Genomic DNA, 15,934 nt, shown 5'->3' with positions numbered 1-15,934 from the left:
ACGAACCCGGGGGTGCCGCGTGGTTGAGCGTGCACCCGAGAGCCCCTCGGCCCCCGAGGATCCGCCCGCGGTCACCGGGGAGGCCGGCGGCGCGGCAGCGGACCTGGCCTCCTTCGAAGGCGAGCTGCTGGAGACGCCGCTCGCTCCGCAGGAGCCCGCGCCGGGGAAGGCACGCAGTCTGTGGTCGGACGCGTGGCACGATCTGCGCCGTAACCCCGTCTTCATCGTGTCCGGGCTGCTGATCCTCTTCCTGGTCGTCGTCTCGGTCTGGCCGAGTCTGATCGCGACCCGCAACCCGCTGTCCTGCCAGTTGAACAAGTCGCTGGACCCGGCCTCCCCGGGTCACTGGTTCGGGTACGACACCCAGGGCTGCGACGTCTACACGCGCGTGGTGTACGGCGCCCGTACGTCCGTCACCGTCGGCATCTGCTCCACGCTGGGCGTCGCCCTCGCGGGCAGTGCGCTGGGCGGGCTCGCGGGCTTCTTCGGCGGCTGGTGGGACTCCCTGCTCTCCCGGCTCACCGACATCTTCTTCGGCATCCCGATCATGCTCGGCGGACTGGTCTTCCTGTCGATGACGGGAAGCCGCTCGGTCTGGACGGTCGTCGCGTTCATCGTGCTGCTGGGGTGGCCGCAGATCGCGCGCATCGCGCGCGGATCGGTGATCTCGGCGAAGCAGAACGACTACGTGCAGGCCGCACGCGCGCTGGGTGCCGGCAACGCACGGATGCTGGTCCGGCACATCATGCCGAACGCCGTCGCGCCCGTGATCGTGACCGCGACCATCGCGCTGGGGACGTACATCGCGCTCGAGGCGACGCTCAGCTATCTCGGTGTCGGGCTGCAGCCGCCGACCGTCTCCTGGGGAGCCGACATCTCGGACGCCTCGCAGGGGATGCAGTTCCGCAACGCGCCGCACATCCTGCTCTATCCCGCCGCCGCTCTGAGCCTGACCGTGCTGGCCTTCATCATGCTCGGCGACGCTGTGCGCGACGCCCTCGATCCCAAGCTGCGCTGAGGGAGACGTACGTGACCCAGACACAGGCCCAGTCGCCTCCCCCTTCCTCTTCCGGTCCCTCCCCGTTGCTCCAAGTACGGGACCTGCACGTGGAGTTCCACACCCGGGACGGTGTCGCCGATGCCGTCAACGGCGTGAGCTTCGGTGTCGAGGCGGGGGAGACGCTCGCCGTGCTCGGCGAGTCCGGCTCGGGCAAGTCGGTGACCGCGCAGGCGGTGATGGGCATCCTCGACATCCCGCCCGGCCGCATCACGGGCGGCGAGATCCTCTTCGAGGGACGGGACCTGCTGAAGACGCCCGCCGAGGAGCGCCGCCGGATCCGGGGCGCCCGGATGGCGATGATCTTCCAGGACGCGCTGTCCTCGCTCAACCCCGTGCTGAGCGTGGGCTATCAGCTCGGTGAGATGTTCCGTGTGCACCGCGGCACGTCCCGCAAGGAGTCACGGATCAAGGCCGTCGAACTCATGGAGCGCGTGCGGATCCCGGCGGCCCGCGCGCGGGCGAACGACTACCCGCATCAGTTCAGCGGCGGCATGCGCCAACGCATCATGATCGCGATGGCGTTGGCCCTCGAACCGCAGCTGATCATCGCCGACGAGCCGACCACCGCGCTGGACGTCACGGTCCAGGCGCAGGTGATGGGGCTGCTGGCCGACCTCCAGCGCGAGTACCGCATGGGCCTGATCCTGATCACCCACGACCTGGGCGTGGTCGCCGACGTCGCCGACAGGATCGCCGTCATGTACGCCGGGCGGATCGTGGAGACCGCCCCGGTCGGCGAGCTCTACCGGGCCCCCGCCCACCCGTACACGAAAGGCCTGCTCGACTCCATTCCACGGCTCGACCAGAAGGGGCAGCAGCTCAACGCCATCAAGGGGCTGCCTCCGAGCCTGCTGCGCATCCCGTCCGGGTGCAGCTTCCACCCGCGCTGTCCGGTGGCACGCGCCGTGTGCCGGGCCGACGAACCACCGCTGTACGAGGTCGGCACGGGCCGGGCCAGCGCCTGCCATTTCTGGAAGGAGCTCCTGGATGGACAGTGACGGTGCGGGGGCGCAGACCTGGCAGCAGGGGGGCCCCGAAGGCGGAGGGCCGGCGGTGGCGGAATCGGCCTCCCCGGCCGGCGTCCCGTACGCGCCGCGCGAGGCGATCCTGGAAGTACGCGATCTGGTCAAGCACTACCCGCTGACCCAGGGCGTCGTCATCAGACGGCAGGTGGGGGCGGTCAAGGCCGTCGACGGCATCTCCTTCGAGCTCGGGCGCGGCGAAACCCTGGGCATCGTGGGGGAGTCGGGGTGCGGCAAGTCGACGGTGGCCAAGCTGGTGACGAATCTGGAGGCACCCACCGCCGGGAGCATCCTCTACAAGGGCGAGGACGTCACACGGCTGAGCGGACGGGCGCTGAAGGCCGTACGGCGCAACATCCAGATGGTCTTCCAGGATCCCTACACCTCGCTCAATCCCCGCATGACCGTGGGCGACATCGTCGGGGAGCCCTTCGACATCCACCCCGAGGTGGCTCCCAAGGGTGAACGGCGGCGCAAGGTACAGGAGTTGCTGGACGTGGTCGGGCTCAATCCCGAGTACGTCAACCGCTATCCGCATCAGTTCAGCGGAGGCCAGCGGCAGCGCATCGGCATCGCCCGCGGCCTCGCGCTGCGGCCCGAGGTCATCGTGGCGGACGAGCCGGTGTCAGCCCTGGACGTCTCGGTGCAGGCCCAAGTGGTCAACCTGATGGAGCGGCTGCAGGACGAGTTCGATCTGTCCTACGTCTTCATCGCGCACGACCTGTCCGTCGTACGGCACATCTCCGACCGCGTCGGCGTCATGTATCTCGGCAAGCTCGTGGAGATCGGCACGGAGAGCGAGATCTACGAGCACCCCACCCACCCGTACACCCAGGCACTGCTCTCGGCGGTGCCCGTGCCGGATCCGGACGCCGAGGCGGAACGCACCCGCATCGTCCTGGAGGGAGAGGTGCCCTCCCCGGCGAACCCTCCCTCGGGCTGCCACTTCCGCACCCGCTGCTGGAAGGCGCAGGAGAAGTGCGCGCGTGAGGAACCGCCGTTGACCGTGCCGGAGCGCTTCGCGCACGCGGAGGGATCCGCACACCATCCCTCGGCCTGCCACTACGCGGAGGAGAGGGACCCGATCGGGCCGGAGTGAGGTTCCGCCCCGGTGGACTGCCCGCCGCGCCCGGCGAGGGCCGCCAGCACGGCGAAGGCGGCGACGATCTCGAACACCGCTGTGCACAGCCGCAGTTGGTCGCGCAGGGCGAGGACGCCGACGTCCTCCAGCAGTCCCGCCTTGGCCGCGAAGGAGAGATGGAAGAGGCCGAGCCCGAGCAGGGGCGCGCTCACGATCATGCCGAGGGGTCGGGAGAAGCGGGCGTGCTTGCAGGCCGCGACGGAGGCCGTCAAGGAGAGCAGGGCCAGCGCCCACCCGTACCAGCTCTCGGGGACGGCGAGCAGCGTGACCAGACTGCGGTCGCCGGTGAAGTGGCGTGAGTACAGCTTCCAGCCCTGTTCGTTCCAGGAGTGGATCTCCCACGAGACGAGCAGGACCACCGTCGCGCCCAGCAGCAAGGAGGCAGCGAAGCCCCCGCGGCTCGTGGGCGGAGCGGGAGCTTCGTCGCGCGTGCTGGAAAAGACCGAGCTGCCGTCTCCCTCGTCGTCGGGCCCGGCTTCGGCTGCCGGCCGCCGGCCGGACACCGCGGTGACGACGAGCGCGACCGCGAGCACCAGCATGGCGACGGCGCTGAAGAGGACCTTGTTCCTGAGCCCGTCGGAGACGCCGCCCTGGACCCAACTGGCGTTCAGATTCCACAGGGTGGGGACGCGCAGCACGACGGTGAGCACTCCGGCGGAGACCATGACCCCGGCGGCGGAGGAGGAGAGCACGACGGTCACGGCGCAGACCGTGTAGAGGACGAGCAGCGTGGGTTCGACGAACGAGCTTGCCCAGATACCGTCCTGGGCCCGGAAGAGGAGCCCGGACCACATCCACCAGGCGTCGGTGACGGTGGCGGCCTTCTCGAAGTCCCGGATGATCCAGGCGAGGTTGAGCACGGCGAGCGCGGCCAGCAGCAGAGCGCCGGCGGCACGCGCACCGGGTCTCAGCGTCCTGTCCTGACTCATGTCCGGCCCCCCGCGGTGCGGTTACCCGCGCACCGTACGGCCGGGTTCGCCCCGTACAGCATCGGACAAGCCTACTTGTGCCCCCGAGGGCGACCGGGCCGGGGCGGCATGGCTCCGCTCCGGCCCGGTCCTACGGCACCCGCACGGCCGTACGAAGTTCAGGGTGGAGAGTTCGTATATCGGAGCAGCGTCGACTGAGTTGCGGTCGTGTTAACGCGTTTGAAGCCTTCTTATAACGATATGTCTATTACCTTCGAAGGTCGTCAAGCACGCTTGGACCTCAATCTGCAAAACCTTCGCTCAAGATGCGCTGCGGGTCCACAAGCTGCCGCCGGTACCCCTTGACTGAGCAGTTATTCACTTGCAAAGTCTCCTCAACCCATGGCACCCAATGCCAGCTGGCAGCAGCCGGATCTATCCGCATAGATGACGAGCGCGGGGGCGCAATCACAATGACAAGTCCATCCCAGGCCGCGATCGCCGGGTCAGAGACCCCAGATCCCGACGGCGTCGGCCTGACCACCGAGCCGGTCGGCCAAGAAGGCAGCAGTGACCAGCAGGTGGGCCGGTCCCCCGGTCAGTTGATGTGGATACGGTTCAAGCGTGACCGCGCGGGCGTCATATCCGCGTTCGTCGTCATCGCCATGTTCGCGGTCGCAGCCCTGGCCCCGGTGATCTCCTCGCTGTACGGCAAGGACCCCTGGACGCGGTACGGGCAGCTGCGCGAGGGCCTGCTCAACGACAACGGCTACCCGATCAAGGCCAACGGCGGCATCGACTCCGAGCACTGGTTCGGCCTCGAGCCGGGTCTGGGCCGTGACGTCTTCATGCAGCTGGTCTACGGGATGCGGACGTCGCTCTCGCTGGCCGTGGTCATCGCGATCCTGTCGGTGCTGCTCGCCATCGTGATCGGTGTCGCCGGCGGCTACCTGGGCGGCAAGACTGACTACTTCCTCGGCCGGCTCACCGACCTGATGATGTCGTTCCCGAGCCAGCTCTTCTTCGTCGCCTTCGTCCCCGTCATCGGGGCCCTGGCGGTCGACCCCCAGGACGAGATGCCCACGTGGCTGCGGGCCTCCGTCCTGATCTTCGTGATGTGGCTGCTCGGCTGGATGACGCTGGCGCGACTCCTGCGCGGTCAGGTACTGACCCTGCGCGAGCGGGAGTTCGTCGAGGCGGCCAAGGTCGCGGGCACCCCGCCCTGGCGCATCGTCCGCAAGGAACTGCTGCCGAACGTGGTGACGCCCATCCTGGTGCAGTCGACCTACATGCTTCCCAACTTCGTCACCGCCGTCGCGGGACTCTCCTTCCTCGGCGTGGGAATGCCGGCCTCCACGCCCGACTGGGGCCGGATGTTCGCCACCGGAGCCGAGGTCTACCAGAGCGACATCACCTACATGATCTTCCCCGGCGTAGCGATGGTGATCTTCATCGTCGCGTTCAACCTGCTCGGGGACTCGGTCAGGGACGCCTTCGACCCGAAATCGGGACGTTGAAGACCGAGAAGTGGGGGGCGCTGCCACCCCGGCGCCTTATACGTCAGGCAGCAACAGACAACCGACAGGCAGGTGCTACCACCACCATGAGCAGATTCAGAATGCGTACGGCGCGCGTCTCCGTCGTGGGGCTCGCCGCCAGCGCGCTCATCCTCACAGGATGCAGCAGCGGCGGTGGCGGCGGCGACGAGGGCGTGAGCAAGGACGACGCCGCCAAGCAGCAGGTGAAGTACGAGTTCGGTGACGAGCAGGCGTCGACCGGGCCCGCGGAAGAGGTCAAGGGTGCGAAGAAGGGCGGTGTGCTGACCGTCTACCAGCGTGACAGCTTCGCCCACCTCGACCCCGCGCAGATGTACGTCAGCGACGAGGGCTCCATGTCGACCCTCATCCACCGTCGCCTGACCACTTACAAGCGCGACAACAGCGGCAAGTACACCGTCGTCGGCGACCTCGCCAAGGACAGCGGCCAGTCGTCCAACGGCGACCGGACCTGGAAGTACGAGCTGAAGGACGGGGTCAAGTGGGAGGACGGCTCCCCGATCACGTCCAAGGACATCCGGCACACCTTCGAGCGGCAGTTCGCGCCGTTCGTCTCGGAGGGCCCGGTCTTCATCCAGCAGTGGCTGGCCGGCAAGAGCGGAACCGGCTACCGCAAGATGCTGCCGGACGGTCCGTACAAGGGTAAGCACCTGCCGGACAAGGTCCTCGAGACGCCGAACGACAAGACGATCGTCTTCCACTTCAAGTCCCCGCAGCCCGACCTTCCGTACGCGCTGGGCATGGCCGGCTACGCGGCCGTCCAGGAGAAGGGCGACACCAAGGAGAAGTACGACAAGAAGCCGGTGGCTTCGGGTCCGTACAAGGTCGCGTCCTTCAAGTCCGGCAAGAGCATGAAGCTCGTGCGCAACGACAACTGGGACCCGAAGACGGACGCGGTGCGCCACGCGTACCCGGACTCGCACGACATCCAGTTCGGTGTCTCCTACGAGGCCTCCACCAAGCGCCTCAGCTCGGACAGCGCCGAGAACAAGACCGCGGTCAGCTACAGCAACCAGGTCGACGCCTCCAGCATGCAGGAGGTGCGTTCCAACCCGGACGTGAAGAAGCGCTCGCTGGCGGGCTACCAGCCCTACGTCGGCAAGATCTCCTTCAACATGGACCGTCTGAAGGACAAGAAGGTCCGTGAGGCGATCGCCTACGCGCTGCCCGCGAAGTCGCTGATGCAGGCCTTCGGCGGTTCCGGCGGCGGCGAGCTCGGCGGCAGCTACCTCAGCCCGACCGTCGCAGGTCACACGGGTGCCGACCCCTACGGCAAGGCCAAGAAGCCGCTGGGTGACGTGAAGAAGGCCAAGAAGATCCTCAAGGAGTCCGGCAAGTCCGGCATGAAGCTCACCTTCGCCTTCCAGAACTCGCCCGAGTGGCAGGAGTTCTCCATCGCGGCGAAGGACAACCTGTCGAAGGCCGGCTTCGACGTCCAGCTCAAGGACATCGTCTCCGACACGTACTACGACCAGATCGGCAAGACCAAGAACAAGTACGACATGTACCACTCCTCCTGGGGTGCCGACTGGCCCAGCGCGTCCACGGTGATTCCGCCGACGCTGGACGGCCGTCAGGTGCAGGACGGTGCGTCGAACTACTCGCACTACAACAACCCGCAGATGAACAAGGAGATGGACCGCATCTCCAAGATCACTGACGCGGACGCGGCAGCCAAGGAGTGGGGCAAGCTCGCGGACAGCATCCTCAAGGAGGACCTGCCCGACATCCCGCTCATGTACTACAAGCAGATCCAGCTGCACGGGTCCAAGGTCGGCGGTGTCGTCCTGAACGACGTCATCAGCGGCATCGACCCGACCCAGCTGTACGTCAAGAAGTAACAGCGCTCTCAGCGCCGTTGCACGAGGCCACGTGGTGCCCGCCCCCTGGGGGGACCCCCCAGGGGGCGGGCACCACCGGTCCGTATCCCCCACCCACGAATCCGCTGCCCACGAGAGCTGCGTTCCGTCATGCTACGTTTCTTCAGCCGCCGGCTGGCCGGCGCGATCGTGATCCTGCTGGTCATCAGCGCGGTCACTTTCTTCCTCTTCTACGCGGTACCGCGAGACCCGGCGATGCTCGCCTGCGGTAAGAACTGCACACCGGACGCGCTGGAAGTCATCCGAAAGAACATGGGCATCGACAAGCCCATCCCGGTGCAGTACTGGGAGTTCATGTCGGGCATCGTGACCGGCCGGGACTTCGCGCAAGGAGCCTGCCCGGCCCCGTGCTTCGGCTACTCCTTCGCCAACTCGGACCCCGTCTGGGACACCATCCTGGACCGCTTCCCGACCACCGTCTCGCTGTCCATCGGCGGAGCCGTCGTCTTCCTCTTCATCGGTCTCGGCGCCGGCATGATCGCCGCCTGGAAGCGCGGCACCCTGGCGGACAAGGTCTTCAGCACCGCCTCCCTCGTGCTCAGCTCGATGCAGATCTACTTCGTCGGGCCGCTGGTGATGGCACTGTTCGTGTTCAATCTGGGACTTCTCGATCAGCCCAAGTACGTGCCACTGTCGGAGGATCCGGCGGCCTGGTTCATGGGCCTGCTCATCCCGTGGCTCGTCATCCAGATCATCTTCACCGCGAACTACACACGTCTCGCGCGGTCCTCGATGATCGAGCAGCTCGCGGAGGACCATGTCCGTACGGCGAGAGCCAAGGGCATGTCGGGGAAGTTCGTCTTCTTCCGCTACGCGTGGCGCGGCTCGCTCATTCCGATCGTCACCATCTTCGGTGTGGACCTCGGCTCGCTGCTCGGCGGCGCGATGATCACCGAGTGGACGTTCTCGCTGCCGGGCCTCGGCAAGCTCGCGGTCGAATCCGTGCAGAAGACCGACCTGCCCATGGTGATGGGCGTGATGCTCTTCTCGGCGACCTTCATCGTCCTGTTCAACGTCCTCGTGGACGCCGCCTACGCGTTCATCGACCCGCGCGTGCGGCTGGCCTAGGAGTACCGCTGTGACCACCCTGACCAAGGAAGCGGACGTCCCGGCTCCGCGCGATGCGGGCGCCTCGGGCGCGTTCCTGTCCGTACGCGACCTGTATGTGCACTTCGACACCGAGGGCGGCACCGTCAAGGCCGTCGACGGCCTCTCCTTCGACCTGGAGCGGGGGAGCACCCTCGGCATCGTCGGTGAGTCCGGCTCCGGCAAGTCGGTGACCAACCTGTCGATCCTCGGGCTGCACAACCCGAAGAAGACCGACGTCTCCGGTCAGATCCTCCTGGACGGCCAGGAGCTGACCGGCGCCCGGGAGAAGACCCTGGAGTCGCTGCGCGGCAACAAGATGGCGATGATCTTCCAGGACCCGCTGACGGCGCTCTCGCCGTACTACACGGTGGGCCGCCAGATCTCCGAGCCGTACCGCAAGCACACGGGCGCCTCCAAGCGTGACGCGCACCTGCGGGCGATCGAGATGCTGGACAAGGTCGGCATCCCCAACGCCAAGCTGCGCGTGAACGACTACCCGCACCAGTTCAGCGGCGGCATGCGGCAGCGCGCCATGATCGCGATGGCGCTGGTGTGCAACCCGGACCTGCTCATCGCGGACGAGCCGACGACCGCGCTGGACGTGACCGTGCAGGCGCAGATCCTCGACCTGCTCAAGGACCTCCAGCAGGAGTTCGGTTCGGCGATCATCTTCATCACCCACGACCTGGGCGTGATCGCCAACGTTGCCGACGACATCCTCGTGATGTACGGCGGCCGCGCGGTCGAGCGCGGCTCGGTGGAGGAAGTGCTGCGGTCGCCGCAACACCCCTACGCCTGGGGCCTGTTGACGTCCATGCCGCGGCTCTCCAGCGACGTGAACGAGGAGCTCGTCCCGATCAAGGGCACCCCTCCGAGCCTTCTCGCACCGCCGCCCGGCTGCCCGTTCCACCCGCGCTGCGACTACGTGGACCAGGTGGCCGGCGGCAAGTCGTGCAGCGGCGACCGGCCGATGCTCCCCGCCGGACGTGGCGCCGCCTGCCACCTCACGGCTGAGCAGAAGCAGACCTTCTTCATCGAGCAGATCAAACCCCGGCTGGGCTAGGGAGAATGACAATGAGCGAAGAACTCACCCTGACCAAGCCGAAGGACGCAGTGCCGGGTTCGGGCGAACCCCTGCTCAAGGTCGAGGGTCTGACGAAGCACTTCCCGATCATGGGCGGGTTCCCCTTCAAGCGGCAGGTGGGCGCGGTCCAGGCTGTCGACGGGATCGACCTGAGCGTGATGCCGGGCGAGAGCTTCGGCCTCGTCGGCGAGTCGGGCTGCGGCAAGTCCACGACGGGGCGGCTGCTGACGCGGCTCCTGGAGCCCACGAGGGGGAAGATCTCCTACCGGGGGCGGGACATCTCGCACGCCAACCGCAAGCAGATGGCGCCCGTACGCTCCGAGATCCAGATGATCTTCCAGGACCCGTACTCGTCGCTGAACCCGCGGCAGACCGTCGGTTCCATCATCGGCGGGCCGATGGAGGTCAACGGCATCAACCCGCCCGGCGGCCGCGAGAAGCGCATCCAGGAGATGCTGGAGACCGTCGGTCTCAACCCGGAGCACTACAACCGCTTCCCGCACGAGTTCTCGGGCGGTCAGCGGCAGCGCATCGGTGTCGCCCGCGCGCTCGCCCTGGAGCCGAAGCTGATCGTCGCGGACGAGCCGGTCTCGGCGCTGGACGTCTCCATCCAGGCGCAGGTCGTCAACCTGCTCCAGCAGGTGCAGCGCGACATGGGCATCGCCTTCGTCTTCATCGCGCACGACCTCGCCATCGTGCGGCACTTCTCGCAGCGCCTCGCGGTGATGTACCTGGGGAAGATAGTCGAGGTCGGCGACCGCGACTCGATCTACCAGCGTCCTCGCCACCCGTACACGCACGCGCTGCTGTCGGCCGTGCCGGAGGCCAAGCTGAACGACGGAGAGAGCGACGACCGCGAGCGCATCCGCCTCGCCGGTGACGTGCCCTCCCCGATCAACCCGCCTTCCGGCTGCCGCTTCCGTACGCGCTGCTGGAAGGCGCAGGACAAGTGCGCCACGGAGGAACCGCCGCTGGTCCAGATCTCGGGGAACACGGCGGGCCACCTCACCGCGTGCCACTTCCCCGAGGAGGGCTCGACGACGGCCCGCGAAGAGGACATCGTCCTCGACAAGGCCCTCAAGGCGATGGAGAGCTAGAACGGGAGAGCTGGAAGGGGTGTGACGGCCCTCTCAGCAGCCTCAGGGGCGCCGCCGCGAGCAGTTCGCGGCGGCGCCCCTCCGCGTTGTACGGCGCCCTTTCGCGGCGTGGACGCGCGAGCGGCGGGCAGTGCCGCCGGCCCCCCCCGACGCTGCGGACACTCCCTAGGACATGCCCAACGTGCGCTTCAAAAAGGCCACTTGGAGCAGCAGCAGGTTCTCCGCGATCTGCTCCTGCGGCGTCATGTGCGTGACGCCGGACAGCGGCAGCATCTCGTGAGGGCGGCCCGCCGCGAGCAGGGCGGAGGAGAGCCGGAGGGTGTGCGCCACCACGACGTTGTCGTCCGCGAGCCCGTGGATCAGCATCATCGGACGGTGCTGTTCGGCGGCGCCCGACAGGCCCTCGTCGGTGACAAGGGACGAGCGCGCGTAGACCTCGGGGTCGTCCTGCGGCGTGCCGCAGTAGCGCTCGCTGTAGTGGGTGTCGTAGAGCCGCCAGTCCGTGACGGGAGCGCCGGCGACGGCGGTGTGGAACACGTCGGGACGGCGCAGCACGGCCATCGCGGCGAGGTAACCCCCGTACGACCAGCCGCGGATGCCGACACGGCCGAGGTCCAGGGGGTGGCTCGCCGCCAGGGCCTGCAGCGCCTCGACCTGGTCGTCGAGGGTGACGTCGGCGATGTCCCGGGAGACCGACTTCTCCCAGGCGGGTGAGTGCCCGGGAGTGCCGCGGCCGTCCGCGACCACCACGGCGAAGCCCTGGTTCGCGAACCACTGCGACGTCAGATAGGCGTTGTGCGCGGCCAGGACGCACTGGCCGTGCGGACCGCCGTATGGGTCCATCAGCACCGGCAGCGGTCCGTCGCCGTCCCGGTAGCCGTCGGGCAGCACGACGGCGGCCGGGATCTCGCGCTTGCCCGCGCGCACCAGGAGCGGGGAGGTGCCGATCCCGGGTCGTTCGGCGTGCGAGGGCACGGCGTCGACGGGCTGGAGCCCGCCGTCGGGGCCGGACCTCGCGTCACCTGCGAGACGGAGGATGCGCACCCGTGCGCCCGGCTGAGCGAGCGAGGCCGTGGACAGCACGAGAGTGTCGCCGCCGCGCACCGCTCCGGCCACATGGGCCGTCCCGTCGTCGTCCGCGTCGGCCAGGCGCTCGACACCCGCACAGGAGCCGTCCGTTGCGAAGCGCGCGAGATGGACGCCGATGTCGCCGACGCCCCTGCCGGCCGCCCCTGAGGTGCCGTGGGACGCGGCAACGACGCCCTGCGTGGATCCGGCACCCGGGGAGGCGGAGAAGAGGATCCCGTCGGCGCTGACGTCGAGCACGGACCGCACGTGCAGGGCCGCCGTGGAGAACGCCTGATCGCCCACCATCAGCAGCCGCGCCCCGGTGGAGTCGTCGATGCGCACGAGCCGGCCGTCCGCCGTCCAGGCCGGCACGCCGCTGAACAACTCCAGCCAGTCCGGGTCCAGTTCGGCGTGGAGCGTGGTCGTGGTGCCTGCGCCCGGGTCGACGCCGAGGTGGAGCTGTTCGCGCTGGTCCCGCGACTGTACGAGCAGCAGCGGCGGACCGCCCGAGGACCAGTGGACGCGGGCGAGGTAGGGGTGGGACGTGCTGTCCCACTCGATCCGGCGGCGCTCCTCACCGTCGACGCTCAGCAGGTGGAGCGTGACCTCGGCGTTGGGCGTACCGGCCGCGGGATAGGCCACGTCGGAGGGTGCCTGGTCCGGGTGCGCCGGGTCCGCGATCCACCACCGCTGCACGGGCGTCTCGTCGGCACGGGCGACGAGCAGCCGGTCGCTGTCGGGGGACCACCAGAAACCGCGGCTGCGCTGCATCTCCTCGGCGGCGATGAATTCGGCCAATCCGTAGGTGACGCCCTCTGCTTCGGGAGCGGCGAGCACACGGTCGCCCGTGCCGTCTGCGCCGATGACGCGCAGGGTGCCGTCGCACACGTAGGCGATGTGCCGACCGTCCGGAGAGGGACGCGGGTCGACGACCGGTGTGGGCGTGCTGAGTTCGCGAGCCGTGCCGGTGCGGAGATCGGTGGTGAAGAGGCGTCCCGACAGCGCGAACGCGGCGAGATCGACCGCCTTGTCGGTGGCATATCCGACGATGCCGGCTGATCCCTCGCGGCTGCGTTCACGGCGGGCGCGCTCCTCGGGCGAGAGCTCCTCCGCTGCGCCCTCCAGGAGGCGGGCCGGGTCGGCGGCGACGTATTCGCGTTGGCCGTCGGGCTCGCGGACCCAGAGGAGATTCGCCCGGTCAGTGCCCTCCAGGGAGCGCAGGAAGACGACGCGTCGACCGTCCGGAGAGACGGTGAACGCGCGCGGAGCGCCGAGGGAGAACCGCTGGGTGCGTGCGTACTGCCGGGGGAAAGTGGTCGCCATGTGGCAGAGCGTAGGCCCTGGTGGGGGCTCCGTGCGGTGGCCGGAACCGAATATGCGCCCCTCCTCTGCACCCGTGCACCCGGCCCATGCCATCTGACGGATAGTTATGATCCATTGCACGAGGCGGGAGCCGGGTATGAAGCCGGTGTCCCGCTCGTGCCATGGGCTCATGCTGCCCGGATCCGTTGCCGACCGCGCGTAGTTGGAGGTGAACCGTCGTGGCACTCTCGATTTCGGCGGTCGTGCTGTTCTTGATCATCGTCGTGCTGCTCGTGAAGAAGTCCGGGCTCAAAGCCGGACACGCGGTGGTCTGTGTGCTGTTGGGCTTCTACCTGGCGAGCTCGTCCGTGGCGCCGACCATCAACGAGCTGACCACGAACGTGGCCGGAATGCTCGGCGACATCAAGTTCTGACCTCTGGGCCGGCGGCGCGATGCGGAGCCGTAGGGTCGGGGGATGAGCACAGCCCCCGGCCGCCGTCTGATGCTGGTGCACGCGCACCCGGACGACGAGTCGATCAACAACGGCGCCACCATGGCGAAGTACGCCGCCGAGGGGGCCCGCGTCACGCTGGTGACCTGCACCCTGGGCGAGGAGGGCGAGGTCATCCCGCCGGAGCTCGCCCATCTGGCACCGCAGGAGCAGGACGAGGACGCCCCGGCTGGTGAGCCGACTCCGCTCGGAGCGCACCGCATGGACGAACTCGCCGAGGCCATGCGCCGGGTGGGCGTCACGGACCACCGCTTCCTCGGCGCACCGGGCCGCTACCGGGACTCCGGAATGATGGGCCTGTCCACGAACGAGCGTCCCGGCAGCTTCTGGGGAACGCCGCTGGACGAAGCCGCCATGGACCTGGTCCCGGTGATCCGGGAGGTGCGCCCCCAGGTGCTCGTCACCTACGACCCGGACGGCGGCTACGGGCACCCCGACCACATCAAGGCGCACCGCGTGGCCATGCGGGCGGCCGAGTTGGCGGCCGACCCGGGGCGCGCACCTGAAGCGGGCGAGCCGCACGAGGTGGCGCGGATCTACTGGAACTGCGTTCCCCGCTCGGCCCTGGAGGGCGGATTCGCGCGGCTGAGGGCGGCGGCAGCCGACCCCGGCACGGACTTCCCCTTCCCGTCCGTCGCCGAACCCGCCGACGTACCCGGAGTGATGGACGACGACGAGGCCGTGGACGTCGTGATCGACGGCAGTGCGTACGCGGAAGCGAAGAAGCGGGCCATGAGCGCGCACGCGACGCAGATCACGGTCGTGGGGGACTCGTTCGTGCTCTCCAACGGCCTGGGCCAGCCGTTGCTCAGCACGGAGTACTACCGTTCCGCGCATCCCTCGGGAGATCACGGCGGCGGTATCGCAAAGGACTTGTTCGCAGGAGTGGGCGTATGAAGAGCGGCAAGGACGAGGGCCGGGACGGCCCCGCCGAGGGCGGGAAGGGCGCAGGGCGTCAGCTGCCTGACTGGCCGGCGCCCGTGCCCTCCGCGCGTATCGCGCGCATGGGTGTCTACTTCGTCCTTCTCGTGCTCGGCGCGGTGGCCGGGACGGCCGGATCGCTGATGCAGAGCGGCTGGTTCCCCGGCGGTCTCGTGCTCGCCCTCGCCGGAGCCGTCGGACTCTTCTGGGGCGGCGGCAAGTTGTGCCGTACGCGCGTCGGAGCGGCGGCCCCCGGGGTGGGCTGGGCGGTCACGGTCGTGCTGCTGACGACATCCCGTCCGGAGGGCGACTTCCTCTTCGGGGCGGGGGTTGGTTCATATGTCTTTCTCCTGGGCGGGATGCTCGCCGCTGTGATGTGTGCCACGATCGCGCTGCCGGCACCGCCAGTGCCAGGGCACAAGTACCGCTGATGAGGCCGTTGTCCAGGCGATTCCGTGGGATCGGGTCCCGGGACGGCGACCCCAAGTATGGTGGTGCGCGCCGGCGAGCCGCTCTTGGACAAGCATGATGGGCGGCGAACCCAACCGGGAGTACCTGCTTTGAGTCGTGAAACTGACCGTTCGTCCTCCGGGCCGCAGGGCCGTGGCGGCTCGTACCCGCCTGGCAGCGAGCCGTACGGACCCGGCGCCGCCGGGGACTCCGCCGACGCCGAAAGCGCGTCGGGCGCGGGCTCGGATCCGAACGCGGCCGCGAAGGGAAAGCCCTCGGACCGCAAGACCGAGACGACCCTGACCACCCGCATCCGGATCAACATCCCTGGCTCGCGGCCCATTCCACCCGTCGTGATGCGCACGCCCGTCAACGAGGACGACACCGGCGTCGGTACGCCCGAAACCGGGCCGTCCACGCCGATCCACACCGACGACGGGCAGACGGGAGGCGCGCCGCGCCCCATGGGCGCCAACGGGCCCTCAGGCCCCGCTGGTGTGCCCGGTTCGCCGGGTTCGCCCGAAGATGCGTCTGTCGGTGGTGAGTTCAAGCAGGAGACGAGCGACTGGTTCGCCCCCCGCAAGGGCAAGGCCGGACCGGCAGGTCCCGGCGGTGCCGGCGGCCAGGGCGGCGCCGGTCAGGCACCGGGCGCCGGCGACCCCGCATACGGCTCGAACGACCCGTACGGAGTGGGGAGCCCTTACGGCGTCGACGACCCGTACGGCTCGAGCGATCCCTACGACACCGGTTCGTACCCGTTCCCGCGTACGGACACCCCTGCCACCGGCACCCCGCGCAGCGCCATCCACGGGCTGCTGGACGACACGGGGACACCGGCCCACGG

Annotated in this window: 13 protein-coding genes and 1 pseudogene; 12 read left to right on the top strand and 2 right to left on the bottom strand. The window is 68.7% G+C overall.

Annotated features, from left to right (window positions below; genetic code table 11):
* Positions 1 to 103 precede the first annotated feature (103 nt).
* The 3 genes from H5J26_RS04595 to H5J26_RS04585 are packed head-to-tail and all read left to right on the top strand — an operon-like array spanning position 104 to position 3,181.
* A complete protein-coding gene (locus tag H5J26_RS04595) occupies positions 104 to 1,018 on the top strand; it encodes an ABC transporter permease (protein ID WP_181764403.1) in 915 nt (304 codons plus the stop codon).
* Positions 1,019 to 1,029: 11 nt separating this feature from the next.
* On the top strand, positions 1,030 to 2,058 hold the full coding sequence (locus H5J26_RS04590; RefSeq protein WP_309237772.1) for an ABC transporter ATP-binding protein: 1,029 nt from the start codon (positions 1,030 to 1,032) through the stop codon (positions 2,056 to 2,058).
* Positions 2,048 to 3,181 (top strand): ABC transporter ATP-binding protein, encoded by a 1,134-nt coding sequence (locus H5J26_RS04585; protein ID WP_181764377.1) that lies wholly within the window; start codon positions 2,048 to 2,050, stop codon positions 3,179 to 3,181. Before H5J26_RS04590 ends, H5J26_RS04585 begins: the two co-directional genes overlap by 11 nt.
* Here the strand turns inward: H5J26_RS04585 and H5J26_RS04580 are convergent.
* Positions 3,145 to 4,152: a hypothetical protein gene (locus H5J26_RS04580; RefSeq protein ID WP_181764376.1), complete on the bottom strand. Its 1,008-nt coding sequence runs from the start codon at positions 4,150 to 4,152 to the stop codon at positions 3,145 to 3,147. The genes H5J26_RS04585 and H5J26_RS04580 overlap by 37 nt on opposite strands.
* Before the next feature lie 452 nt (positions 4,153 to 4,604).
* Here H5J26_RS04580 and H5J26_RS04575 point away from each other — a divergent pair, with 452 nt between their 5' ends.
* From H5J26_RS04575 to H5J26_RS04555, 5 genes are all read left to right on the top strand, one after another.
* Complete coding sequence (locus H5J26_RS04575) at positions 4,605 to 5,648, top strand: ABC transporter permease (protein ID WP_181764375.1); 1,044 nt, start codon at positions 4,605 to 4,607, stop codon at positions 5,646 to 5,648.
* An 86-nt stretch (positions 5,649 to 5,734) separates the two neighbouring features.
* The gene (locus H5J26_RS04570; RefSeq protein ID WP_181764374.1) at positions 5,735 to 7,528 is read left to right on the top strand and encodes an ABC transporter substrate-binding protein; all 1,794 of its coding nucleotides are present in this window, start codon (positions 5,735 to 5,737) and stop codon (positions 7,526 to 7,528) included.
* 129 nt (positions 7,529 to 7,657) lie between these two features.
* Positions 7,658 to 8,635 carry an ABC transporter permease gene (locus H5J26_RS04565; RefSeq protein ID WP_181764373.1) on the top strand — a complete coding sequence of 326 codons (978 nt, stop codon included), beginning with the start codon at positions 7,658 to 7,660 and terminating at the stop codon, positions 8,633 to 8,635.
* 10 nt (positions 8,636 to 8,645) lie between these two features.
* Entirely contained in the window at positions 8,646 to 9,719 is a 1,074-nt protein-coding gene (locus H5J26_RS04560) for an ABC transporter ATP-binding protein (protein ID WP_181764372.1), read from the top strand.
* An 11-nt stretch (positions 9,720 to 9,730) separates the two neighbouring features.
* Positions 9,731 to 10,837: an ABC transporter ATP-binding protein gene (locus H5J26_RS04555; protein WP_181764371.1), complete on the top strand. Its 1,107-nt coding sequence runs from the start codon at positions 9,731 to 9,733 to the stop codon at positions 10,835 to 10,837.
* A gap of 165 nt (positions 10,838 to 11,002) precedes the next feature.
* Here the strand turns inward: H5J26_RS04555 and H5J26_RS04550 are convergent, their stop codons facing one another.
* Complete coding sequence (locus H5J26_RS04550) at positions 11,003 to 13,228, bottom strand: prolyl oligopeptidase family serine peptidase (protein WP_181764370.1); 2,226 nt, start codon at positions 13,226 to 13,228, stop codon at positions 11,003 to 11,005.
* A 218-nt stretch (positions 13,229 to 13,446) separates the two neighbouring features.
* Here H5J26_RS04550 and H5J26_RS04545 point away from each other — a divergent pair, with 218 nt between their 5' ends.
* The 4 genes and pseudogenes from H5J26_RS04545 to H5J26_RS04530 form a co-directional block, all read left to right on the top strand.
* On the top strand, positions 13,447 to 13,641 hold the full coding sequence (locus H5J26_RS04545; protein WP_181764369.1) for a hypothetical protein: 195 nt from the start codon (positions 13,447 to 13,449) through the stop codon (positions 13,639 to 13,641).
* Positions 13,642 to 13,683: 42 nt separating this feature from the next.
* Entirely contained in the window at positions 13,684 to 14,616 is a 933-nt protein-coding gene (mshB, locus tag H5J26_RS04540; protein WP_181764368.1) for an N-acetyl-1-D-myo-inositol-2-amino-2-deoxy-alpha-D-glucopyranoside deacetylase, read from the top strand.
* Positions 14,613 to 15,071 (top strand): DUF6113 family protein, encoded by a 459-nt coding sequence (locus H5J26_RS04535; protein ID WP_268932983.1) that lies wholly within the window; start codon positions 14,613 to 14,615, stop codon positions 15,069 to 15,071. The genes mshB and H5J26_RS04535 overlap by 4 nt, the downstream gene beginning before the upstream one ends.
* Before the next feature lie 129 nt (positions 15,072 to 15,200).
* Positions 15,201 to 15,934 (top strand): annotated as a pseudogene (locus tag H5J26_RS04530) (hypothetical protein); the annotation flags it as partial.

The organism is Streptomyces albidus (ex Kaewkla and Franco 2022) (assembly GCF_013870515.1).
Taxonomy (GTDB): domain Bacteria; phylum Actinomycetota; class Actinomycetes; order Streptomycetales; family Streptomycetaceae; genus Streptomyces; species Streptomyces albidus.
Note: the sequence above shows the minus strand (reverse complement) of the source record. Positions and strands in the feature narration are given on the sequence as shown.